Source organism: Gordonia sp. YC-XJ4, from assembly GCF_059511865.1.
The window spans coordinates 3,745,688-3,768,422 of sequence record NZ_CM183447.1 but is presented as its reverse complement, the minus strand read 5'-3'; the positions used below and the strand labels follow the sequence as shown (position 1 = coordinate 3,768,422).

Here is a 22,735-nt window from a genome sequence, read left to right as displayed (position 1 = left end):
CGAAAGTCTTGGGGAAGAACGGTTTTCGGCCCTCACCACCCAGTGATCAGGTGCTCGGGCATCTGCCCGAGCACGGCGGCCATATTGTATTGGGCCATCGTCGATTTCCCCTCGACGTCGCGCGTGTAGGTGGCGTGGCCGGCCGAGCCGACGCGCCGGACACCGGTGCGATCGACGCCGGCGCGGGTGGCGAGGCGGATGAGCGACGGGCTCTCGACGGGGTCGCTGCCGAACAGTCCGAGGTCGGCGATCTGGTCGTCATCGTTCTTCAGGACATAAGCGGCACCGGACACGAGATTGAAACTCTCCGGCGTGTAATCGAGGTCGAATCCGCGGTCACCGCCGAGGCCGGGAGAGCCGTAGAAGATGACGTCGTCGATGAGGCCATGGGTCAGACGGAGGGCCTCGGCGGTGACCAGTGACCCGTACGAGTGGCCCAGGGCAACCAGGTGGGGTCGGCGATCCGACGCCGCGACGAGGCCGGCGAAGAACCGCGACAGGATCGGTGCGGTGTCGCGCGCCTTGCTCGACGTGGCGACATGCATAGCGCCGCGGGCCGTGGAGACGCGGCGACCCGGTCCCTTGAAATTCGGTGTGTCATAACCGATCCAGGCGATCGCGGCGACGGTCTCGGTGGGGCGTCCGACGATGGCCAGCTGGCGCAGGGTCTCCTCGCGCAGCAGGCGCCCCTCACCGCCCATGCCCTGGTAGGGCAAATCGCCGGTCAGGGACGGGTGCACGGTGGTCCCCAAACCGGGGGTGGTGACGCCGATGTGGTCGGCGGAGTCGGGATTGCCGATGGCCACCGCGGCGTGCCCGCGCTCACCGCTGTGCATGTCGAACGAGATGAGCAGCCGCGGATGGGCCGGCTCGGAGCGGCGGAGCTCCCGTTCGATGGCCCCGATGTCGGCGATCTTCGCGTCGACGTACCACTTGCGCGAGTCATCGGAGGTGAACGTACCGCCGAATCGGTTGTCGGCGAGACGTTCTGCCAATGTGCGGCTCTGCTTCTCCAGACCGTCGCGGACCGTGGGCAGCATCGCGCGATTCGCGAGATCGCGGTCCGCGGCCGGGATCCCGTCGCTGTTACCGATCCACTCCGGATGCTCGGTGTGCAACCGTTCTCGCTGCGCGACAGGCAGATCCGCCCACCACGCAGCACGTGTGGTGGGCGGACCCGAGAGTTCGGCCGGACGGTCGTCTGTCGATGCCACGACGTGAGACTAACGGCTGGCTCGTCGAAGGTCATGACCGCTGCTCCCGGAGAGCGGCGTGTGCGGCCGATCAGTCGGCGACCGGGGTGAACGTCGAGGTCGCGACCGGGACGCCGAGAACCGAGTTGATCGCCTGGTAGCCGGTACCGGTCTTGACGAAGGTGATCCGGCTGACCGGCGGGATGTCGGCGTAGGCGCCCCAGGGCGTACTCACCAGGTCGAGGGTGCCCGCCGTCCCGATCAGCTTGTCGCCCTCGACGGTGTAGTCACCACAGCGTTGCTCGACCGAGCTGCCGTATTGGGTGTGTACACACAGCCGGTACGCCCCGTCGGGGAGCGCGGCAGCGGCCGCGCCGGTACCGACCACGAGTCCGCCGGCGGCGGTGGCCGTGCCGGCGAGGGCGAGGACGACTGTTCTTCTCATTCTTCCCATGGCCGACATCATCACTGAGGGTTACCTAATAAGTCAAAGGGTGACCTAACCTTGAGCAAGGGTGATGGCCCGGGGGAGTATTGAGGCGATGGGGTACCGGTTCGGGGTAGACGATGTGGCCTTCCTACGGTCGCGACACGGGGCGAAGGCCCTCGAGATGGTGTCGGCGTTGCCGCTGACCGATCGGTCGATGCTCGCCGACGTCACCGAGGCGCGCAGCCGTTATGCCCCGCACGACGCAGCACTGATCGAGACCGTGCGGTGCCGTCGGCGCGCGGCCGGAAAGCTGCGCCACGCCGACGATCTCCTGCTCACCGACGATGCCCTGCAACAGGCGACCGCATCCCCGGTGGCCGGGCACCGGGCCACCGAGATCGCCACCCGCTGGCCAGGGGCAGTGGTCCACGACGTCACCTGCTCAATCGGCGGTGAGCTGATCGAGCTGGCCGCTGTTCCGGGAATCGGTGGGGTGATCGGCAGTGATCTCGACCGCGTACGACTGGCCATGGCGCGGCACAACACGGTGGTCCAACAGAGCACGGTGGTCCAACAGAGCACGGGGGTCCAACAGAGCACGGGGGTCCAACAGAACACGGTGACCCAACGAAGCGCTGTGGACCCGAAGAGCATGGCGATCGGTACGGGCCGGGTCCCGACGCTGCTCGTCGCCGACGCCCTCACGCCGACGTCGAGAGCCGATGTGTTCCTCGCCGACCCGGCTCGCCGTTCGGGTACCGGCCGCGTCTTCCGTCTCGATGCCCTGACACCGCCGCTTCTCGATGTGCTGATGACCTACGCCGGGCGGCCACTGGTCGTGAAATGCGCTCCGGGACTGGACTATCAGGTGTTGCGCGACCGGTTCGGGTTCGCCGGTCAGGTGCAGGTGACGTCGCTGGATTCGTCGGTGCGCGAAGCTTGTCTGTGGTCGGGCCCGGGGATCGACGATGGGCGTCGGGCCACGGTGATGCGTACCGACGCCGACGGCACGGTGCGGGTGTGGGAGATCACCGACGCCGAGTCCGACGATGTCGCCGTGGGTGACCCCGGGACGTTCCTCCTCGATCCGGACGGAGCGGTGGTGCGCGCGGGTCTGGTGCGCCACTATGCGCATCGGCACGGGCTCTGGCAGATCGATCCGCACATCGCCTATCTGACCGGCGATTCGGTGCCCGACGGTGAGCGCGGTTTCCGCATCATCGAGCGCCTGCCCTCGACAGGGGAGAAGGTGCTCCGCAAAGCGCTCGCCTCGTATGACTGCGGTTCACTGGAGATCCTCGTCCGCGGCCTCGACGTCGACCCGGACTCGCTTCGAAAGCGGCTCAAGCTCAAGGGTTCCCGTCCGCTGGCGCTGGTGCTCACCCGGATCGGCCGCAAGGGGGTTGGCTTCGTCTGCGAGCCCGGCGTCCGGGCGGGCTGAAAGCCGGATCGCCGCACAGCATCCGGCAGCGATCACGCACAGGGCGGCGGCCACGTGGAAAGCGTTGTCGTAGGAGCCCTGTGCGTCGCGGATGTAGCCGGCGCCGAAGGCGGCGACGGCCGCCCCCACCTGATGGAAGGCGAAGACCCAGCCGAACACCACCGGCGTGTCGGCGCCGAAGTAGTGGCGGCAGATCGCAATCGTCGGCGGAACCGTTGCGACCCAGTCCAATCCGTAGAAGATGATGAACACCCAGGTGCTCGGTTCGGCGTGGGGAGACAGCAGCAGTGGCAGCAGGAGTAGGGACAGGCCCCGTCCGAGGTAGTAGACGACGAGAAGGACGCGAGGATCGACACGATCGGTGAGCCACCCGGAGAACACCGTGCCCGCGACGTCGAAGATGCCGATCGTGGCGAGCAGCGAGGCGGCGACGGTCGTCGGCATGCCATGGTCGTGCGCGGCCGGGATGAAATGTGTACCGATCAGACCGTTGGTGGTGGCCCCGCAGATCGCGAAACTCGCCGCCAGCAGCCAGAAGGCGCGCACTCGCATGCCCTGGAGCAATCCGCTTGCGGCGGCACCGAATCCACGAGTGGGTAGTACCGAGTCCTCGCTACCGGGAGGAGCGCCGTAGGCGGTGGTGCCGACGTCGGCGGGCCGGTCGCGGATGAACAGCAGGACCAGTGGCACCACGGCCAGGGCGGCCACGGTGACGACGATCGACGCGACGCGCCACCCGTGGGAGTCGGTGAGGTGGGCGACGATCGGCAAGAAGATGAGCTGGCCGGTCGCCGACGCGGCGGTCAGCACTCCGGTCACCAGGCCGCGGCGTTCGACGAACCACCGAGTGGACACGGTCGCGACGAAGCCCATCGAGATCGACCCGGTGCCGAGTCCGACGAGCATCCCCCACAACACCAGCAACTGCCAGCTCGCCGTCATGAAGACACCCAGACCGGTGCCGGCGGCGATGAGGACCAGCGCGATGGTCAGGATCGGCCGGACCCCGAAGCGATCCATGAGTGCCGCCGCGAACGGAGCGGTGACGCCGAACAGCACCATGTTGATCGACATCGCCAAGCCGACCGTGGCGTGCGACCAGCCGAACTCCATGTGCAGCGGATCCATCATGACGCTGGGCACGGCGCGGAATCCGGCAGCGCCGAGGATCGCGACGAAGCTGACGGCGGCGACGATCCACGCCCAGTGCGGCCGGCGTCGCGGGCGTGCGGGTGGCCCGGCACGGCGGGTATCGGTGGTCACCCGAACAGCATCGGGGATGGCCAAGACCACGTGCCACTGGCATGATTGCCAATATGTCGGAAAATTGTGCCACGCCGGTTCCGCACCGGGTGGCGGTACTGCTCGTGCCACCCGTGGTCGGCTTCGATGCGACCATCCCGCCCCTGCTGTTCGGGCAGGCGTCTGACGAGGCCGGGCGCGCGTTGTACGAGGTGACGACGGTGTCCATCACCCCGGGGCCGGTGGCGACCACCACCGCCTATCAGCTGATCGCGGGAGCGGGGCCGGAGGCGATCGCAACGGCCGACACCGTGATCGTCCCGGGCACCCGTGACGAGAACTGCCGTCGACGGGCGACGATGCCCGACGGCGTGGCCGCGGCGTTGGCACGGATCCGTCCCGACACCCGGATCGTGTCGATCTGTACCGGGGCGTTCCTGCTCGCCGCCGCAGGCTTCCTCGACGGTCGCCGTGCCACCACCCACTGGCGCTACGCCGACGACTTCCGAAGGCTGTACCCCGATGTGGCACTGGATGAGTCGGTCCTCTATGTCGACGAGGGCCGGATCCTCAGCTCGGCGGGGTTGGCGGCGGGAATCGACCTGTGTCTGCACATCATCCGTCGCGATCACGGCGCCGCGGTCGCCAATCGGGTCGCGCGGCACTGCGTCGTCCCGCCGTGGCGCGAGGGCGGTCAGGGACAATTCATCGAGCGCGGGGTCCCCGACGACGCCGGTCACCTCACGCAGGCCACGCGGGAGTGGGCGCTGACCCACCTCGACGAGGCGCTGAGCGTGGAACGGCTTGCCGCGCATGCGCATCTGAGTGTCCGCACCTTCATCCGCCGATTCCGGGAGGAGACCGGAACGGCGCCGGGATCGTGGCTGCGTGACCGGCGACTCGATCTCGCGCGCGAACTGCTCGAGACCACGGGCGCCTCGATCGACGAGATCGCGCAGCGGTCGGGCCTGGGGTCGGCGGACAACCTGCGGCACCATCTGCGCAACGAGCTCGGCATGGCTCCGTCGGCGTACCGCAAGACCTTTCGCGGAGCGTGAGCCGACTGCGCCCGTGGGCCGGCATCACCGGCTCGCAGGTCTATTGTCCGGCGATGTTGCGCTTGCTGTCGAAGAAATACACCTCGCCGATATTGGTGGCGGTGGCGATCTGACCGGACGACGACACCGCGATCCCGGTGGCGAACCCACCCGAATCCGGCAGCGGCACCGACCGTTTCGTCTTGCCGTCGGTGGTCGACACCTCGGTCAGCGACAATGTCTGCGCACCCGCGTCGCGAACCACGGTCCACGCGGTACCGGCACTGGTCAGGGCCGAAAGGCTCACGGTGGCGAGATCATCACGCTGCCACACCTTTTCGGCGCGGTTGCCCTCGTCGCGCAGCAGGGTCAGCGGTGCCCCGATCACGCCCGTCGGAATGATCAGGCCATCCGGCGAGACCGTCATGGTGGCAAAACCGTAGCCGCTGTTGTCGTAGGTCCAGCGGGTCCGGCCGGTGGCCGCGTCGAGTGCCACGATCTGGCCGAGCCTGCTGAAGGCGTAGATGGTCGCGCCGTCCGCCGAGACCGTCGCCGGCCCGATGACCCCGCCGGGCACCTGGGCCTTCCACAGTTCGGTCACCGTGCGCTTGCCGTCGGTGGCGGCATAGGAGAAACCGCGGATCTCGCTCGCGATCGCGCCGGTCGGCCAGACGTTGAGGAAGAAGCGTTGATGGGCGACGTCGACCGCGGGTGGTGCGGGGACCGTACAGCGGGGACCGTTGGTGACGCAGTCACCGAAGCCGTACAGCGGATCCCCCGGATCGGCCTCCGGGCGCAGGCGCACCTCCGGGGCAACGGGGTTCGAGGTCTGGGTGTCGAGCAGCAGGATCTGACCTTGCGTGGTGACGACGAGGACCACCCCGCTGTCGGCGAACTTCGCCGAGAGTGGTACCCCGATCACCGGCATCCGCCAGCGGATCGCGCCGCCGGCGTTGAAGGCGAGGAATGTGGTCTCCTCGCCGATGTAGGGCTGATCGTATTGATCGGTGAGCATCGCGTTGGAGGCCACGCCGTCGCGCATGTTCTTGCAGAAGTTCTTGCGGCCGTTGCGCTGATCGAGCACCAACAGGTCGCACCCCGAGGAGTTCGACGTGACGCCCACATTGCCGGTCGCCGAGATGGTCACCGGCGCGGTCACCGTGCCGCCGGTCGGACGGGTCCAGCTCAACGCGAGATCATCGGGGACGGTGGGGTAGACGAAGTTCGAATTGCCGGCGTTGCCGCCGAAACTCGACCATCCCGCGCCGTAGACGGAACGGATGTCGATGTGCCCGTCCGAACAGGACGACAGTGCCATCGCGGTCACCAGACCGAGTACCACGGCGACGAGCGCCGGAAACCGGCCTCGGGCACGTGACCGTCGGGCAACCGCCATCGGAGCTCCTCTTCGCCTGGCCGTCGGAACCTCGCACCGGCGGCGCCAACGGTAGAGCCTATCGTGTGGCCCGCCGACGACGGCCAGGCCGGGGGAGTCGATTATGGTGGCCATCCATGACGACGATGTGGAATGCCAGCTACCGGTCGAGGTGGCGGGCGGGGCGACGTCGGGATCCGGCGCAGGCTCGATTCGTCAGCCTCGACTCCCTGCGGTGGGTGCTGCGGAATCGGGCATATACGCCGTGGTATCTCGTGCGATACCTGCGGTTGGCGCGGTTCCGGCTCGCCAATCCCCACATCGTGTTGCGCGGCATGGTGTTCCTGGGGCGCAATGTGGAGATCCATGCGACCCCCGAGTTGAGCCGGATGGAGATCGGTCGCTGGGTGCACATCGGCGACGGCAATTCCATCCGCGCGCACGAGGGCAGCCTGCGCATCGGCGACAAGACCGTGTTCGGATGCAACAACGTCGTCAACTCCTACCTGGACCTGGAGATCGGTGGCTCGACGCTGATCGCCGACTGGTGCTACATCTGCGATTTCGACCACCGGATGGACGACATCACCTTGCCGATCAAGGATCAGGGAATCGTCAAGGGGCCGGTGCGCATCGGGCCCGACACCTGGATCGCGGCCAAGGTGTCGGTGCTGCGCAACACGATCGTCGGACGCGGGTGCGTGCTCGGCTCACATGCGGTGGTACGCGGGGAGATCCCCGACTACTCGATCGCGGTCGGTGCGCCGGCCCGGGTCGTCAAGAACCGCAAGGATGCGTGGGATGCCAACGCCGCCCAGCGCGCGGAACTCGAACGCGCACTCGCCGACATCGAGCGCAAGAAGGCGCAGGCCGACATCGAGCGCAAGAAGGCGCAGTCGGAGAAGTAGAGCTCACTCCGGCTGCGCCGGGTCTCGTTCGGGCAGTGGGCGTTGCGCGATGATCGGTCGCCCCGACGGTTGGCGCACCCGGCGTTTGGCCGAGGCGTAGACGGACGCGGTGCGCGCCGCGACCTCCGTCCACGCGAAATCCTCCGACAACCGTGCCCGCGCCCGCCGGGCGCGCTGCGCCGACGAGTCGGGATCGGTCAGGGTTGTCCGCACCGCCGCGGCCAGTCCGGCAACATCGGCGGGCTCGAACGACAGGCCGGTCACCCCGCCGCGGACCGCCTCACCCAGGCCGCCCGCGGTGGAGGTCACCAGGGGAATGCCGGTCGCCGCGGCCTCGAGTGCCACGATCCCGAACGGTTCGTAGCGGCTCGGCAGCACGATCGCGGCGCACCGATGCATCAACTCCACCAGGCCCTGATGATCGACCGCGCCGAGAAAGGTCACCGCACGCCCGACCCGATGTCGGCGGGCCTGCTCGGTCAGCCACTCCAGCTGTGTTCCGGTGCCGGCGATGGTCAGCGTCGTGCCCGGGTGGGTACGACGGATACGGGGGAGTGCGGCGAGGAGGTCCTGCACGCCCTTCTCGTATTCGAGCCGGCCGGCGAAGAGCAACTCGGCGGGACCCGTCGGCGTCGGCCGCGGCGCGAACGGCCACGCGCGGATATCGATGCCGTTGTGGATCACCGTGATATCGGCGAGGCGGGGGCCCGGAACAGGGCGCACGATGCCGGCAGGGTCAGGCACCGACGAGTCGGGCACCGACGGGCCGAACAGGCGGGTCACCTCGTCGCGCATCGACTCCGAGCATGTGATCAGGGCGTCGGAGTCGGTCGCCAGCCACCATTCCACCGAGTGGACCTGGCGGTTGATCCGGCCGCTGACCCACCCGCTGTGGCGTCCCGCCTCGGTTGCGTGAATCGTGGAGATCAGTGGTACGTCGAAGATCTCGGCGAGCGCGATGGCCGGGTGCGCCACGATCCAATCGTGCGCGTGGACGACCTCGGGGGTCCAACTCGTCGCCCGTGACCCCCGCTCGCCGGCGAGGATCGTCAGCCCCGCGCGGATGAAACCGTGGCCCATCGCCAATGTCCAGGCCATCATGTCGGTGCCGAAGGAGAACTCCGGCGGGTCCTCGGCCACCGCGATCACCCGCACCCCGTCGACGACGCGATCGGTCGTCGGATGTGACACCGCATCGGTACCCGAGGGACGGCGGGTGAGGACGACGACGTCGTGGCCGAGGCCGGCCAACTCGGTGGCCAGGTGGTGCACGTGACGACCCAGCCCGCCGACGACGACCGGTGGGTACTCCCACGAGATGAGCAGGACACGCATCACCGGCACCGCCCGGTGGTGGTGTCGGTGATCTCGAGCAGTCGGCGCGCGTCGAGGTCGGCGAACAGGTTGTCGGCGCGAGACCAGTTGCGGCGCAGCCTCTCCGCCGCGACGGCGCGGCCACGCAGGGCGGCGTCGACGATCTCGCGGGTCGCGTGGGCGTGGGTATGGGCCCGGCCGATCGCGTAGTCGGCGGCGGTGTCCTTGGACACCATGAACGGCCAGTCCGACGAGACCGTCAGCAGCGCTTCACGGACGATCTGGTCGGCGACGTGGTGGCGGCCCGCCCGCGGGTCGACGATCTTGTCGACCGCGTCGAGAGCGGTCCGGCTCACCTCGGCGTTGAGCTGCACGAGATGCGACACCTGCGGCCCCTCCCAGACCCGCCAGTCCTTGCCTGATCCCCACGACGAGGGCGGAAGATCCACGGGCGCACCGACATAGCCGTGTGCGGCGGCGCCGGCGAGGGTGCCCACCTGCACGCCCGCCTCGGGCAGCCTGCGCAGCACGCGCTCGAGCCAGACCGGTCCCTCGTGCCACCAATGACCGAACAACTCGGTGTCGAAGGCCGCGACCACCAGCGCCGGCCGTCCGATGCGCTGCGACTCGGAGATCAGGCGTCGGCGGACATGGCCGATGAAGTCGTCGACGTGGCGGTCGATCACCGCATCGGCGCGCTGCGGGTCGTAGGGCTTCTTGTCCTGGGCGGCCACGGTTTTGCCGGTCACCCGGGACGGCTTGAGCCCGGTTGCGTGATCGTAGGTGTGGAAATCGCGATACGCGGCGTGCCCCGGATACCCCGATTTCGGGGACCACACCCGGTAGCTGACGGTCAGGTCACGGCCGAAGGCCAGGACGTCGCCGGTGCCGACGGGCCGTCCGAGTGCGGTGTCCCCGCGCAGCGTCGGGCCGTCGACCATGAAGTGGCCGACGCCCGCGGCGGCGTACTCGGTTTCCATTCCCGGGGCGAAGGCGCATTCGGGAGCCCAGATCCCGTGCGGTCTTGTGCCCCAGCGTAAGTGGGCATCGGCGAGGCCTTCGCCCAGGGAGAATCGCCGCAACCGGGCGTCGAGCAACGGTGCGAACGGATGGGCGAGCGGCCCGCCGAGGATCTCGGCGACGCCGCTGTCGGCCACCTGTCGGATCGTCGCGGCGCCCCCGAGACGCCAATGGCGCTCGAATTCGGCCAATGCCTGTGTCGCGCTGCGATGTTCACGCAGACCCAGGGCACGCCGGTCGGTGTCGGCGTCGACGGCCGCCTCCATCGCCCGCAACCGCCAGTCGGCCAACCACTCATACATCGACGCCGTGCAGTGCGGGTCGTCGAGCTGTGCGGCGAGCACCGGGGTGATCCCGAGCGAGACCATGTCGGAGAAACCGTCGGCGGCCAGTCGTCGCAGCATCGCGAACACCGGCAGATACGAGGCGGCCCATGACTGATACAGCCATTCCTCGCCGACGGGCCATCTGCCGTGGTTGGCCAACCACGGCAGATGCGAGTGCAGGACCAGGGTGAACTGGCCCGGGACGGGGGACGGCGGGGTCCGGTGCGGGGTGGGCACGCGCTACGACCGCATCGCGATCGCGAGCAGATCCAGACTGGCGTCGATGTCGGCGTCGTCGGCGTCACGGATGTCGAAGTCCTCCGCGCCGATCCCGGCGACGTCGGCGACCAAGTCCTCGGGCCAGGGTTGGCCGGCAAGTGCGCGTTCGATCTGTGCGTCGATGAGCGAACCGCCCCACTTGCGATCGAGACCCGCGAGCCGTTCGCCGTGATGGACGCCGAGCATCGAGGTGAGGGTGAAACCGGCGTCGGCGAGTAATCCACTCAACTCGGCGGCGTCGAGTTCGCGGGTGTGAAACGGGTTGAGCGGGGTGTCGCGGCCCGGGGAGAAGGTGATCCGGTTGGGGGTGGAGATGAGCAGCTCGCCGCCCGGTCGCAGGACGCGCGCGCATTCGGTGAGGAAGGCCGGCTGATCCCACAGGTGTTCGATCACCTGGAAGTTGACCACCACGTCCACCGAGCCGTCGGGTAGCGGCAGGTCGATCAGATTGCCCTGCCGGATCTCCACCTGCGGATACCGACGACGTGTGTGGGCGACGGCCGACTCGTCGTAGTCCACGCAGGTGACCTGCGCGCCGGCGTCGGCGAGCATCGCCGCGCCGTACCCCTCACCCGAACCGGCCTCGAGGACCCGGCGCGCGGCACATCTACCGACGATGTGGGCATAGGCGACCTCATGACGACGGAACCAATAGTTCTCCGCGGGGATACCGGGGACCGTGCGCTCCCCGGTGAGGGCGAGCTGTTCGTCCGATGTCAGGCTCCGCGGCGTGCCGGGCGTTACGTCCCGGTGTACGTCGGTCATCCGCACGACAATAGTCTCCCGTCCATTTTGTGAGCTAGTCGATGTTCTGCCCGATAATAGGACGGGCTAAAGTGGGGAAGACCGATGGCCTTACCCGCCGGTAAGTTGCCGAACCCGACGCAGGAGGTCGACGAAGACCCATGACAAATATTGTCGTTCTGATCAAGCAGGTCCCTGACACCTGGTCCGAGCGCAAGCTCTCCGACGGCGATTACACCCTCGATCGTGAGGCCGCCGACGCGGTGCTCGATGAGATCAATGAGCGTGCGGTCGAGGAAGCGCTGCAGATCAAGGAAGCCAACGGCGGCGAGGTGACGGTGCTGACGGCTGGTCCGGAGCGGGCCACCGAGGCGATCCGCAAGGCGCTGTCGATGGGTGCCGACAAGGCCATTCACATCAAGGACGACGCGCTGCACGGCTCGGATGCGGTGCAGACCGCGTATGTGCTCGCGCGTGCGTTGGGCACCGTCGAGGGTGTCGAACTCGTGATCGCCGGTAATGAGGCCACCGACGGTCGCGTCGGGGCGATCCCGGCGATGATCGCCGAGTACCTTGAGCTGCCGCATCTGACGCATCTGCGCAAGCTCACGCTGGAGGGCGAGACCCTGACCGGGGAGCGTGAGACCGACGACGGCATCTACCACATCACCGCGGAGCTGCCGGCGATCGTCAGCGTCAACGAGAAGATCAACGAGCCGCGTTTCCCCTCCTTCAAGGGCATCATGGCCGCGAAGAAGAAAGAGGTCCAGGTCGTTGGTCTGGCCGAGATCGACGTCGAGGCCGACGAGGTGGGTCTGGCCAACGCGGGCTCGGAGGTCACCAGCTCCACCCCGAAGCCGCCGAAGACCGCGGGTGAGCGGGTCACCGACGAGGGTGATGGTGGCGTGAAGGTGGCCGAGTACCTGGTCGCGCAGAAGATCATCTAGCACCGGCCCGCAGACCACCACCGTGCCCGCGGGCTTGCGCTCCGGCGTCATCCGAGTGCGAATTCCGCAGGGCCCCACATACATCCAGGAGTAAACGAAAATGGCAGAAGTTCTCGTTCTGGTCGAGCAGGACGCCGAGGGCGCCCTGAAGAAGGTGACCAGCGAACTCATCACCGCCGCCCGCGCGTTGGGCGCTCCGTCGGCCGTCGTGGTCGGCGCGCCCGGCAAGGCCGACGGCATCATCGACGGCCTCAAAGAAGCCGGTGCGGAGAAGATCTACGTCGCCGAGTCCGAGGACGCCGCGACCTACCTGATCAGCCCGAAGGTCGACGTGCTCGCCTCGATCGCCGAGTCGGCGTCGCCGGCCGGCATCCTCGTGGCGGCCACCGCCGACGGCAAGGAGATCGCCGGACGCCTCGCCGTTCGGCTGGGCTCGGGAGTCCTCGCCGACGTCATCGACGTCAAGGAGGGCGGCATCGGCATCCACTCGATCTTCGGTGGCGCGTTCACCGTCGAGGCCCAGGCCAAGGGCGATGTGCCGGTGTTCTCGGTCCGTCCGGGTGGTGTCGAGGCGGCTCCGCAGGCCGGTGCCGGTGAGCGCGTCGACGTCGAGGTTCCCGCGCAGGCGGAGAACGCGGTGAAGATCACCAAGGTCGAGCCGAACGTCGGTGGCGATCGTCCGGAACTGACCGAGGCCTCGATCGTGGTCTCCGGTGGTCGTGGTGTCGGGTCGGCGGAGAAGTTCTCGGTGGTCGAGGAACTCGCCGACTCGCTCGGTGCCGCTGTGGGTGCCTCGCGTGCCGCCGTCGACTCCGGCTACTACCCGGGTCAGTTCCAGGTCGGTCAGACCGGTAAGACGGTCTCGCCGCAGCTCTACGTCGCCCTGGGTATCTCCGGTGCCATCCAGCATCGTGCGGGTATGCAGACCTCGAAGACCATCGTCGCGGTCAACAAGGACGAAGAGGCCCCGATCTTCGAGATCTCGGACTTCGGTATCGTCGGCGACCTGTTCAACGTCGCCCCGCAGCTGACCGAAGAGGTCAAAAAGCGCAAGTAGTCGCTTCCTGCGTCACCTACAGCGCCCCCGGGATGTCCGATCTCCGGGGGCGCTTTCGGTGTTTGCGCAGAGTTCACGCTGCCGTCGGCCACGCGGGACGTGTTCACCCGACCAGCACCGACACGACGGCCCGCCGTCGCACTCGCGATGCCCGGTCTGGCTTTCATCTCAGGTATGACACCTGGACCTGCTACCGCTCTGACCAGCACCGACCGTGGCTCGTCCCACCGCACCCTGGTGCACGCGGGGCCGCTGCGGATCGTGCTCACCGACGACCCGGCCGACATCGCGGCCGCCCAGCGATTCCGGTTCGAGGTCTTCGCGGCCGAACCGGGATTCTCCGATGACATCGGCGACCCCGAATCCCGCCGTGACGCAGACCATTTCGACGACCACTGTGAACATCTGCTGGCTCGACACGACGACCACGGCATCATCGGCTGCGCCCGGCTGCTGGCGCCGCCCCGCGCCATCGCCGCCGGCGGCTGGTACAGCTCCACCGAATTCGACCTGACCGCACTGGACGAGATCGCCTCGATGACCGTCGAGATGGGCCGGGCCTGCGTGGCGACCGGACACCGGGACGGGTCGGTCACCGCGTTGATGTGGGCGTCGATCCTGCGCTACCTGCAGGAGTCGGGCTACCGCTATCTGATGGGGTCGGTGTCGATGCCGCTCGGCGGGCCGGCCGTCGACGGCTCGGCCCGGGGCAGCGCGCTACGCGGCGCAAGGGACGAACTCAACGAGCGTTACCGCGCACGGTGGCGGGTGCGCCCGCACGAGAGTCCACGGGTCGACGGCGTGGCGCTCGACGACATCCCTGCGCCGGATAGGGTCGTGCTTCCGCCGCTGATGCGTGCCTACCTGCGCCTCGGTGCGCGGGTGTGTGGCGACCCGGCGGTCGACCCGGCCTTCGACGTCGGCGATTTCCCGACGGTGCTGGATCTCGACTGTGCCAACCTCCGCTATCTCGACCGGCTCCGTGACACGGTCCTCCGGCTCGGGGGCGCGGCGTGACCGCGGTCAGCGTTCGGGTCCCGTTCGCGGACCCGCGGATCGAACCGGGCCCCGCGGACCCACACCCCGCCGAATCGCCCGAACTCCCGACCGCCGGCGAGGTGAGCGCCTCGGGGCGTACCGAGGTCGAGGTGAGGCACGCGTGGTATCCGACGAGCCCGTGTGGGTCGCACTGTCTCGACGACGCCGGGCCGCGGGTCGGGCCGATCGTGGTGGCCCTGCGGATCGCCCGTCTGCTGACGACGGCCGTGATGATCGGACTCGTGGGGCTGATGGCCACCGTGACACCCCGGCTGGTGCGCCGCGCCTACCTGCGGTGGGCGGCACGAGAGCTGTTGCGCGCCATCGGAATCCGCGTCGTCATCGACGATCGCCGACCGTTTCCGTCGCGCGCCCGCGGCTTGATCGTCGCCAACCACATCTCATATCTGGACATCCTGGCGATCGCGGTGGTGCAGCCCGCGCACTTCGTCGCCAAGTCCGATGTCGCCGCCATGCCCGGCATCTCGACGCTCGCTCGGCGACTGGGCGTCATCTGTATCGACCGCGGCTCGCTGCGGATGCTGCCGACGGTGATCTCCGAGGCCGTCGCCGGGCTCGAACGGGATTCGTCGGTGGCGGTCTTCCCGGAGGGCACCACGTGGTGCGGCCGCGCGCAGGGCGGGTTCCGGCCGGCCTTCTTCCAATCGGCCCTCGACGCGGGGGTGCCGATCCTGCCCATCGGTATCGCCTTCAGTGCCGACGGAATCCCCACGGCCGAACCGGGTTTCATCGGCGACGACGGACCGGCGGACACCCTTGCCCGGGTGCTGCGGATGCGGGCCGTCGCGGTTCACGTCAGTCTGCACGAACCGCAGCTGCCCTCGGGCGACCGACGGACGATGGCCGCGCGCTGCGAACAGCTGATCCGATCGGCGCCACGGGGAGACCGGGCGTCCCTCCGGCATCGGGAATCAAACAACATATATGATGTCAGAACGCCTGTGCGTGGCGTGACACCGTTGTTTTCCGGGCCGGAAGGGGCCGCTGCATGTCCGACACACTCTCATCCTCGACGAAGCTGACCGTCGATCAGGCACGTGCCCGATTCGCCGACCTGCGCGCGGCCGACGGCACCGTCGACGACGCCGACCTCGACGCGATCTGGGCGGCGCTGCCGACCCTGCGCCCCGAGGAGATGCTGGGACGGTGGCGCGGTGGCGAATTCACCACCGGGCACAAGGCCAACGGGATGCTCCCGCGCGTCGGTTGGTACGGCAAGACCTTCATCTCCCGCTCCGAGGTGCAGCCCCTGGTGTGTCGCAACGCCGATGGCGATCTGTACTCCAACACCGAACTCGGCAAGGGTGAGGCCAGCCTCTGGATGATCGAGTTCCGCGGTGAGGTCACCGCCTCGATGGTCTACGACGGCCAGCCGGTGATCGACCACTTCAAGAAGGTCGACGACACCACCGTCATGGGGATCATGAACGGCAAGGGCGGAGTGGTCGACGGTCGGCATCTGTACTTCTACCTCGACCGGGACTGACCCGGGACTACAACTGCCGGGTACCCAAGCGGTCGGCAAGGGGTTTCCAAGAGGGTGACGCGACAGTCGGTTCGACAGCATCGACCCGACGAGAGGCCCTGACGTGTCCCCGCAGACCGACCGAACCGAGAGCGATCACCGCACAGCGCGATTCACCCCGACCCAGCGGGTGACCCTGACCGTGGCCTGCGCCGCCACGGCGATGCTGATGCTCGACATCGCCGTGGTGAACACCGCCCTGCCCTCCATCGCCCGCGACTTCGGTGCCGATTTCACGAGTCTGAAATGGATCGTCGACGGCTACACCCTGGCGTTGGCCACCGTCGTGCTCTCGGCTGGTGCCTGGGCCGACCGCATCGGGCGGCGGCTGGTCTTCGTCATCGGCGCCGTCGTCTTCACCGTCGCCTCGGCCTTGTGCGCGGTCTCGGCGGACATGGTGATGCTCAACCTCTCTCGGGTCGTCCAGGGGCTCGGTGCGGCGTTGCTGTTCGCGACGTCGCTGGCCCTGCTCGCGCACGCCTTTCCCGAACCCGCGCAACGAACCCGGTCACTGGCCGCCTACGGCGCCACGATCGGCGGATCGTTCGCGATCGGCCCACTGCTGGGCGGCGTGCTCACCGAACTGCTCGACTGGCGGGCGATCTTCCTGCTGAACGTCCCGGTCGGTGTCGCCATGCTCCTCGGCGCCCGCTGGGTCGCCGAATCACGCAGCGTCACACCACGACGCGGCGACTGGGCCGGCTCGGTCACCGTGGTGATCGGACTCGCGGCGCTGACCTACGGTCTGATCGAAGCGAACACGCGCGGCTGGACAGACCAGGTGACGCTGGCCGCACTGGGGGTCTCGCTCGCCGCACTGGTCACCTTCGTCGTCATCGAAAGCCTTGTGCGCCAACCGATGGTGCCGTTGGCGATGTTCACCAATGCGGCATTCGCCGGCGCCCAGGCGGCGACCTTTGCCATTTCGGCGTCGATGTTCGCGGTGTTCGTCTACGTCACGATCTATCTGCAGGGTGTGGTCGGGATGTCGGCGATCGAGGCGGGTCTGGTGTACCTGCCGGGCACGATGGCGATGTTCGTCGTCGCCGGACTGACCGATCGCATCGTGGGCCGGGTCGCACCGCGATGGCTGATCGGCGTGGGGTTGGCAGCGGTCTCCGGTGGCCTCGGGTGGATGACCGTCGCCGGTACGGACGGCTCCGGGTGGGACATGGTGGGCGGATTCGTCCTCGCCTGTGTCGGCGCGGGGATCGTCAATCCCGTGATGAGTGGTGTGGTCCTCGCCGAGAGCCGCCACGACGACGCCGGGCTGGCCGCGGGCATCAACGACGTGTTCCGGCAGTCGGGGATCGCGCTCGGTGTCGCTGCCCTCGGCGCGTTCTTCCCGAGTCGTTCGGTGCTACACGGCGGGTCACCGGAGGACTTCGTCTCCGGTCTGCATGCGGCGCTGTGGGTGGCGAGCGCGGTGGCACTGGCCGGTGCGATCGTCGCCGTCGTGACCATGCGTCGGGCCCGGGCAACCGGTGGCGGATCGCACGTCGATGTCACCGTCGCCGACGGTTCCGACCGGCGTTTCGGGGAATCGGGCAGAAGCGACGAGCCGGTCGCGACGCGATGACCGTGTCGAGGGCCGCCGTGGCGCATACACTCCCGGAAGAAGACGGCGGGAGTGAGGAATTCGGCGTGCGGGAGTATCTGGTGCTCGGTCCCCTCGAGATGCGTCGGGACCGGGCGCCCGTCGACCTCGGCCCGCCCAAACAGCGCGCCGTTCTCGGGACGCTGCTCCTCGCCCGTGGCCGGGTGGTCACGGTGGACCGGCTCGCCGACACCCTGTGGGGGGAGCAGCCGCCCGTCGCCGCCACGACAAGTCTGCAGGCCTACATCTCGAATCTGCGGCGTGCGCTGCGCACCAGCGGTGAGGCGTCGCCGATCGAGCGCGTCGGCGCGGGCTACCGGATCGACGTCGGCACCGATGTCCTCGATGTCGTCGAGTTCGCCGAGCTGGCGCGCAGCGCGCGCATCGCCCGTGACGAGGGGCGGTGGGCGGATGCGCTCGCCGATTCCGCTGCCGCCCTGGACCGCTGGCGCGGTGACCTCCTCGGTGGTGAACTCGACGACGTCGATTGGGTCGCCGCCGAATCGGCGGCCCTCGACGAGAATCTGATGGCCACCCAGGAGATCCACATCACCGCGCTGCTCGCGGAGGGCGATGTCGGTGGCGCCCTCGGCGCAATCGTGACGTTGAGGTCCCGAGAACCGTTGCGCGACAGGGGAGTCTGGCTGCACATGGCCGCCCTGTACCGCGCGGGTCGAGCGACCGAGGCGTTGGAGGTCTACGCGGAGCACCAGCGAGTCCTCGACACCGAGCTGGGATTGATCCCCGGAGCCGAGCTGGTCGACCTGCACGGTGCGATCCTGCGACACGATCCGGTGATCGCCGCGTGGCCGCGGCCGCCGCACTGGTCGGGGGCGGTGACGGTGACCGGCCCGGCGGGCCCCGAGACATCGGTGGCAGGGGAGTCGGTGGCAGGGGAGTCGGTGGCAGGGGAGTCGGGGCCGGGGGAGCCGGGGATCGGGGCCGGTGACGTGGAGGGCGTCGCGCCGAGGTCGGGATCGATCGTCGGTGAGGTGCGGCTGGTCGGTCGGTCGGCGGAAATCGACCGTATCCGAGCGGTGTACGGCTCGTCGGGGTCGTCGACCCGGTGGCTGCTGCTCGGCGGGCCACCGGGCATCGGCAAGACCCGACTGGCCGAGGAGGCCGCGCGCATCGGCGCCGAAAAGGGCTCGCAGGTGGTGTGGGTCCGGTGCCCCGACGCCGAGGGTGTGCCGGCGTGGTGGCCGATGCGGCAATTGTGCCGGGCGCTGGGCGTCGACCCGGCGGGTGTGCTGTCGGTGCCCGACGGGGTCGACGCCGACACCGCGCGGTTCGCGGTCTACGACCGCGTCCACACCATGCTCGAACAGGCCACGAGGCTCGAACAGGCCACGAGCACGCGGGGTCTGACCGTCGTCGTCGACGACGCCCAGTGGGCGGACGCGATGTCGCTGGGTTTGCTCACGTACCTGACGACCGTCCTGCGTGACGCGCCGATCGTGCTGATCGTGACGGCGCGCGACGGTGAGGGCGGCCACGATCTGCAACGGTTCCGTACCGCGGTGGCGCGGGCCGGCGGCGTCGGGATCGACATCCCCACCCTCGGTCGGGCCGGGGTCGCCGACCTCGTGCGCGCGGTCGCCGCCCTGGACGCCGACGCCGGGGAACTCGATGCCGACGAACTCGACACGCTGATGCGCCGCACCGGCGGCAACCCGCTGTTCGTCACCGAGTTCTCGCGCCTGCCGCCGGCGCAGAGACGCACCGAGGCGGTTCCCGCGGCGATCCGATCGGTCCTGGACCGCCGTCTGGCCACCCTGGATCCGGCGGTTCTCGACGTCCTGGGCCACGCCGCGGTCCTCGGTGAGACCATCGACGCCGGGTTGCTCGCGACCGTGATGGACCGCGACGTCGGCGAGCTCGCCGATCGTATCGACGAGGCGGTCGACGAGCGCATCCTCGTCACCGTCGGCGGTTCGGCACGATTCGCCCACGCGTTGCTGCGGGAACAAGCACTTGCCGGTATCCGACCGCTGCGCCGGGCGCGAATCCACCTGCGGGTCGCCGAGATCCTGTCGCGGCGGCACACCGCGGGCTCGACGTCGCGTCGAGCCGCCCACCTGCTCGAGGCGCTCCCCGTGGCCGATCCCGCCGACGTCGTCGCCGCATGCCGCGCAGCCGCCGACGAGGCCACCGCACACTGGGATTCGGAGAGTGCGGCCCACTGGCTCGGCGCCGCCCTGCGCACCCACGAGTCGGCCGGATTGCCCGACCGCGAGGAGCGCGACGACCTGTTGATCGGGATGCTCGCCGCCCAAGCCCGAGCCGGACACGTCGAGACGGTCCTCGAGGGTGTCGGGCAGCGGATGCAGCAGGCCATCACCGACGGGGCCACCGCCACCGTCGGGCGACTCGCGAGCGCTCTGATCCGCGCGGGCGGGTCGTGGCCGTGGGTGGGCCCACACGTCGACAACGAGACCCTGCAAACGCTCCTCGATCGTGCCGAGATCGCGGTGTCGGACGATCCTTCCGCGTCGGCTCGGGTGGTCGCAGCGTCGGCGATCGGGCAGTGCTACCACAAGGACGCGTCGGTTCCGGCCGGGTTGCTCGCCCGGGCCGATGCCCTCGCCGCGGACATCGCTGACGACGACATCACCGCCGATGTCTGGATGGCCCGGCTGATCACCTACTCGGGGGTGGCCGAATACGCGGCGTCCTCACTCGACCTCGCCGAGCGACTGCGGGCGCTGCCGCACACCGATCAGGCCGTCGACGAGGTCATCATCGACACCGCGCTGACGATGGCGACCATGACCCTCGGCGACGTCGCCGGGACCGCGGCCCTGGTGCGTACGGCCATCGTCGGCAGCGAGCGCCTCCGATTACCGATCCTGCGCGCCCAATTGCGGTGGATGGAAGCGTCATTGGCGGTGTGGCACGGCGACTTCGCCACTGCCAAACACCACTTCCGTACCGCGGTCACCGTCCATCAGATGACCGAGCTGTACGTCGCGGGGACCGGCACCATCGCCCTGTTGGCGCTGGCCGCCGAACGCGGGATGCTCGACGACCTCGCCGACACCGGGGACCATTCGCCGATGGAGTGGGCGCGGATGATCGCCGAGGACTTCACCGACGACCAGGTCGCGATCCTGCTCGCGGCCGGGATCGCGATGATCGCCGGCGCCGAGGGCGACCGCGACCTCGCCGAGCGGATGATCGTGTCCTGGCTCGCCGACGACCGGCCGATGATCTGGACGTCGTTGTGTCAGGCGGTCCTGCTCGCCCACGTGGTGGCCGATCTCGAACTCGTCGAGCACGCAGCACGATTCGCCGAGTATCTGACGCCGTACCGCTCGTGTATCGCGACGCTGGGCCAGCTCGGCTGTATCGGCCCGGTCGGTCTGGCGTTGGCCCGGGTGTGTTTTCTCCTCGGCCGGGTCGAGGAGGGGGAGGCGGCGCTTGCCGCGGCACGGGACCTCTCGGAGCGCGAGGGTGGGGTGCCGTCGGTGTTGCGATGCCGACTGCTGGCCGCACAGCGCAGCCCGCGTTCGGCCCGCCGCGACGCCGAACTCGCCGAGATCGCCGACATCGCGGGCCGGTTCGAGGTCACCCAGGTGCAGGCCTCGGCCCGGGAACTGCTCGGCGGGACGGATTCCCCTCGCTGATCGGGTCTCGCAAGCCCGAGGGCGTGCACTGACTCGGTGGTCCGCGCGAACGCGCCAAGCCCGCTCCAAGGACCGCCCAAGCGGTTCAGAACACCCTCATGGGGCGACCGCAACGCCGTCGCCCCGGCACCGATCGGTCCGGGCACACCGTTCCCACCCGAGGAGATCTCCGATGACATCGACCCGCAGCGTCGATCAGGCCGACATCGCCGCCCTGCGACGCGCCGTGCGCGGCAGCGTGCACCGCCCCACCGATCCTGGATATGCCACCGTCGGTTTCAACGTCGCCGTCGCCCAACGCCCCTGGGCGGTCGTGGATGTCGCCGACGCCGCCGATGTGGCCGCCGTCGTCGGATTTGCCGCCGCCAACTCGATGACCGTGTCGGTGTGGGCCACCGGGCACGGCGCCACCGGGGTCGATGGGCATTCGATCCTGGTGCGCACCACCGGATTGGACGTCTGCGAGATCGATCCGGCCACCCGTACCGCGCGGGTCGGCGCCGGGGTGCGATGGCAGCAGGTGCTCGACGCGGCGACACCGCTGGGGTTGGCGCCGCTGTGCGGTTCCGCACCCGCGGTCGGGGTGGTGGGCTTTCTCAGCGGCGGCGGGATCGGCCCGCTGGTGCGCACGGTCGGCGCATCGTCGGATCACGTCCGGTCGATCACGGTGGTCACCGGCAACGGCGCACTGATCCGGGCGACGCCGGAGTGCAATCCCGAACTGTTCTGGGGCCTGCGTGGTGGCAAGGCCACCCTCGGGCTCATCGTCGAGGTGGTCATCGATCTGTTGCCGATTCCCGAGATATTCGGTGGGGCACTGTATTTCGACGGCGAACAGGCAGAGACCGTGGTGCGGGGCTGGCGACGCTGGGCGACGGAGCTGCCCCGCGAGATCACCTCGTCGCTGGCCCTGATGCGGCTTCCCGCCATGCCCGGGATTCCCGAACCACTCGGCGGACGCCTCACCGTGGCCGTCCGGGTCGCCGCCGTCGGCGACCCGGGGCGCGCCGCCGAACTCTGCTCCGGCCTGTCCGCACTCGGCACGCCGGTGCTCGGCGGGCTCGGCGTGATGCCGTATGCGCGTATCGGGGAGATCCATGCGGACCCGACCACACCCATGCCGGTCGTCGAGGCCGGCACACTGCTCGGCGAACTGGGCGAGCCTGCCGTCGACGCCTTGCTCGCGGAGGCCGGACCCGCGTCGATCACGGGCCCGGTGATCGTCGAGGTCCGGATGCTCGGTGGGGCGTTCGCCGACGAGCCGCCGGTGCGCAGCGCACTGTGTCACCGTGACGCGGCGGCGCATCTGTACACGGTCGGGCTCGCCGGCGGGCCTGAGGCGACACCCGGCGCCGCGGTCCTCGACGCGCTGGCGCCCTGGGCCACCGGCGGCGAGCTCCCGAACTTCGCGGCGTCCGCCGATGCCGTGCGCATCCGACGGTGCTACGACGAGGACACCTTCGCCTGGCTTGCCGCGCTCGCCGCCCAACACGATCCGCACGGGGTTCTCCACGTCGGGCAGGTGGTGCGCTGAGCGCATACCCGCATCCGCGGGGGGACGCCGCGCGTCGAGAATCTCGGGCCGTCGAGAATCTCGGGTCGAGTGGAATTGGTT

Annotated in this window: 17 protein-coding genes and 1 pseudogene; 11 read left to right on the top strand and 7 right to left on the bottom strand. The window is 69.1% G+C overall.

Features of this window, described 5'->3' with window-relative positions; genetic code table 11:
- Nucleotides 1-32: 32 nt before the first annotated feature.
- Nucleotides 33-1,214 (bottom strand): alpha/beta hydrolase, encoded by a 1,182-nt coding sequence (locus AC5ZH6_RS16785; RefSeq protein ID WP_020170749.1) that lies wholly within the window; start codon nucleotides 1,212-1,214, stop codon nucleotides 33-35.
- Between the two features lie 70 nt (nucleotides 1,215-1,284).
- Nucleotides 1,285-1,638 (bottom strand): hypothetical protein, encoded by a 354-nt coding sequence (locus AC5ZH6_RS16780; RefSeq protein ID WP_020170750.1) that lies wholly within the window; start codon nucleotides 1,636-1,638, stop codon nucleotides 1,285-1,287.
- Nucleotides 1,639-1,735: 97 nt separating this feature from the next.
- Between AC5ZH6_RS16780 and AC5ZH6_RS16775 the strand changes: the two genes are divergently transcribed.
- Nucleotides 1,736-3,064, top strand: a complete 1,329-nt coding sequence (locus AC5ZH6_RS16775; RefSeq protein ID WP_020170751.1) for a THUMP-like domain-containing protein — start codon at nucleotides 1,736-1,738, stop codon at nucleotides 3,062-3,064.
- Between the two features lie 186 nt (nucleotides 3,065-3,250).
- On the opposite strand, the pseudogene AC5ZH6_RS16770 reads toward AC5ZH6_RS16775, so the two are convergent.
- A pseudogene (locus AC5ZH6_RS16770) lies at nucleotides 3,251-4,327 on the bottom strand (MFS transporter); the annotation flags it as partial.
- Between the two features lie 53 nt (nucleotides 4,328-4,380).
- Between AC5ZH6_RS16770 and AC5ZH6_RS16765 the strand changes: the two are divergent.
- A complete protein-coding gene (locus tag AC5ZH6_RS16765; protein WP_079930302.1) occupies nucleotides 4,381-5,364 on the top strand; it encodes a GlxA family transcriptional regulator in 984 nt (327 codons plus the stop codon).
- A gap of 40 nt (nucleotides 5,365-5,404) precedes the next feature.
- Here the strand turns inward: AC5ZH6_RS16765 and AC5ZH6_RS16760 are convergent, their stop codons facing one another.
- A complete protein-coding gene (locus tag AC5ZH6_RS16760) occupies nucleotides 5,405-6,739 on the bottom strand; it encodes an outer membrane protein assembly factor BamB family protein (protein ID WP_288337840.1) in 1,335 nt (444 codons plus the stop codon).
- A gap of 116 nt (nucleotides 6,740-6,855) precedes the next feature.
- On the opposite strand from AC5ZH6_RS16760, the gene AC5ZH6_RS16755 reads away from it, so the two are divergent.
- A complete protein-coding gene (locus tag AC5ZH6_RS16755; protein ID WP_006371774.1) occupies nucleotides 6,856-7,626 on the top strand; it encodes an acyltransferase in 771 nt (256 codons plus the stop codon).
- A gap of 3 nt (nucleotides 7,627-7,629) precedes the next feature.
- Here the strand turns inward: AC5ZH6_RS16755 and AC5ZH6_RS16750 are convergent, their stop codons facing one another.
- The 3 genes from AC5ZH6_RS16750 to AC5ZH6_RS16740 are packed head-to-tail and all read right to left on the bottom strand — an operon-like array spanning nucleotide 7,630 to nucleotide 11,330.
- Nucleotides 7,630-8,961: a glycosyltransferase family 4 protein gene (locus AC5ZH6_RS16750; protein ID WP_026920007.1), complete on the bottom strand. Its 1,332-nt coding sequence runs from the start codon at nucleotides 8,959-8,961 to the stop codon at nucleotides 7,630-7,632.
- Complete coding sequence (locus tag AC5ZH6_RS16745; RefSeq protein WP_288337841.1) at nucleotides 8,961-10,523, bottom strand: 1,4-alpha-glucan branching protein domain-containing protein; 1,563 nt, start codon at nucleotides 10,521-10,523, stop codon at nucleotides 8,961-8,963. Before AC5ZH6_RS16745 ends, AC5ZH6_RS16750 begins: the two co-directional genes overlap by 1 nt.
- A gap of 3 nt (nucleotides 10,524-10,526) precedes the next feature.
- The gene (locus AC5ZH6_RS16740; protein ID WP_035728557.1) at nucleotides 10,527-11,330 is read right to left on the bottom strand and encodes a class I SAM-dependent methyltransferase; all 804 of its coding nucleotides are present in this window, start codon (nucleotides 11,328-11,330) and stop codon (nucleotides 10,527-10,529) included.
- A 140-nt stretch (nucleotides 11,331-11,470) separates the two neighbouring features.
- Between AC5ZH6_RS16740 and AC5ZH6_RS16735 the strand changes: the two genes are divergently transcribed.
- The 8 genes from AC5ZH6_RS16735 to AC5ZH6_RS16700 all read left to right on the top strand — a co-directional run bounded on the left by AC5ZH6_RS16735 (nucleotide 11,471) and on the right by AC5ZH6_RS16700 (nucleotide 22,654).
- Nucleotides 11,471-12,256, top strand: a complete 786-nt coding sequence (locus tag AC5ZH6_RS16735; RefSeq protein ID WP_006371767.1) for an electron transfer flavoprotein subunit beta/FixA family protein — start codon at nucleotides 11,471-11,473, stop codon at nucleotides 12,254-12,256.
- 100 nt (nucleotides 12,257-12,356) lie between these two features.
- Nucleotides 12,357-13,313, top strand: a complete 957-nt coding sequence (locus tag AC5ZH6_RS16730) for an electron transfer flavoprotein subunit alpha/FixB family protein (RefSeq protein ID WP_006371765.1) — start codon at nucleotides 12,357-12,359, stop codon at nucleotides 13,311-13,313.
- Nucleotides 13,314-13,412: 99 nt separating this feature from the next.
- On the top strand, nucleotides 13,413-14,330 hold the full coding sequence (locus AC5ZH6_RS16725) for a GNAT family N-acetyltransferase (protein ID WP_020170757.1): 918 nt from the start codon (nucleotides 13,413-13,415) through the stop codon (nucleotides 14,328-14,330).
- Nucleotides 14,327-15,394: a lysophospholipid acyltransferase family protein gene (locus AC5ZH6_RS16720; protein WP_288337842.1), complete on the top strand. Its 1,068-nt coding sequence runs from the start codon at nucleotides 14,327-14,329 to the stop codon at nucleotides 15,392-15,394. Before AC5ZH6_RS16725 ends, AC5ZH6_RS16720 begins: the two co-directional genes overlap by 4 nt.
- Nucleotides 15,361-15,858, top strand: coding sequence for a DUF4334 domain-containing protein (locus tag AC5ZH6_RS16715; protein ID WP_020170758.1), 498 nt, complete (start codon nucleotides 15,361-15,363; stop codon nucleotides 15,856-15,858). The genes AC5ZH6_RS16720 and AC5ZH6_RS16715 overlap by 34 nt, the downstream gene beginning before the upstream one ends.
- Before the next feature lie 103 nt (nucleotides 15,859-15,961).
- Nucleotides 15,962-17,476, top strand: a complete 1,515-nt coding sequence (locus AC5ZH6_RS16710) for an MFS transporter (protein ID WP_020170759.1) — start codon at nucleotides 15,962-15,964, stop codon at nucleotides 17,474-17,476.
- Nucleotides 17,473-21,120, top strand: coding sequence for an ATP-binding protein (locus AC5ZH6_RS16705; protein ID WP_288337843.1), 3,648 nt, complete (start codon nucleotides 17,473-17,475; stop codon nucleotides 21,118-21,120). The genes AC5ZH6_RS16710 and AC5ZH6_RS16705 overlap by 4 nt, the downstream gene beginning before the upstream one ends.
- A 172-nt stretch (nucleotides 21,121-21,292) precedes the next feature.
- Nucleotides 21,293-22,654, top strand: coding sequence for an FAD-binding oxidoreductase (locus AC5ZH6_RS16700; RefSeq protein ID WP_094600770.1), 1,362 nt, complete (start codon nucleotides 21,293-21,295; stop codon nucleotides 22,652-22,654).
- The last annotated feature ends 81 nt before the right edge of the window (nucleotides 22,655-22,735 follow it).

Coding starts and splice junctions, on each gene's coding strand:
- AC5ZH6_RS16715 (WP_020170758.1), top strand. CDS start 15,361: ATGTCCGACACACTCTCATCCTCGACGAAGCTGACCGTCGATCAGGCA.
- AC5ZH6_RS16775 (WP_020170751.1), top strand. CDS start 1,736: ATGGGGTACCGGTTCGGGGTAGACGATGTGGCCTTCCTACGGTCGCGA.
- AC5ZH6_RS16705 (WP_288337843.1), top strand. CDS start 17,473: ATGACCGTGTCGAGGGCCGCCGTGGCGCATACACTCCCGGAAGAAGAC.
- AC5ZH6_RS16765 (WP_079930302.1), top strand. CDS start 4,381: ATGTCGGAAAATTGTGCCACGCCGGTTCCGCACCGGGTGGCGGTACTG.
- AC5ZH6_RS16740 (WP_035728557.1), bottom strand. CDS start 11,330: ATGACCGACGTACACCGGGACGTAACGCCCGGCACGCCGCGGAGCCTG.
- AC5ZH6_RS16735 (WP_006371767.1), top strand. CDS start 11,471: ATGACAAATATTGTCGTTCTGATCAAGCAGGTCCCTGACACCTGGTCC.
- AC5ZH6_RS16755 (WP_006371774.1), top strand. CDS start 6,856: ATGACGACGATGTGGAATGCCAGCTACCGGTCGAGGTGGCGGGCGGGG.
- AC5ZH6_RS16730 (WP_006371765.1), top strand. CDS start 12,357: ATGGCAGAAGTTCTCGTTCTGGTCGAGCAGGACGCCGAGGGCGCCCTG.
- AC5ZH6_RS16780 (WP_020170750.1), bottom strand. CDS start 1,638: ATGAGAAGAACAGTCGTCCTCGCCCTCGCCGGCACGGCCACCGCCGCC.
- AC5ZH6_RS16750 (WP_026920007.1), bottom strand. CDS start 8,961: ATGCGTGTCCTGCTCATCTCGTGGGAGTACCCACCGGTCGTCGTCGGC.
- AC5ZH6_RS16760 (WP_288337840.1), bottom strand. CDS start 6,739: ATGGCGGTTGCCCGACGGTCACGTGCCCGAGGCCGGTTTCCGGCGCTC.
- AC5ZH6_RS16700 (WP_094600770.1), top strand. CDS start 21,293: ATGACATCGACCCGCAGCGTCGATCAGGCCGACATCGCCGCCCTGCGA.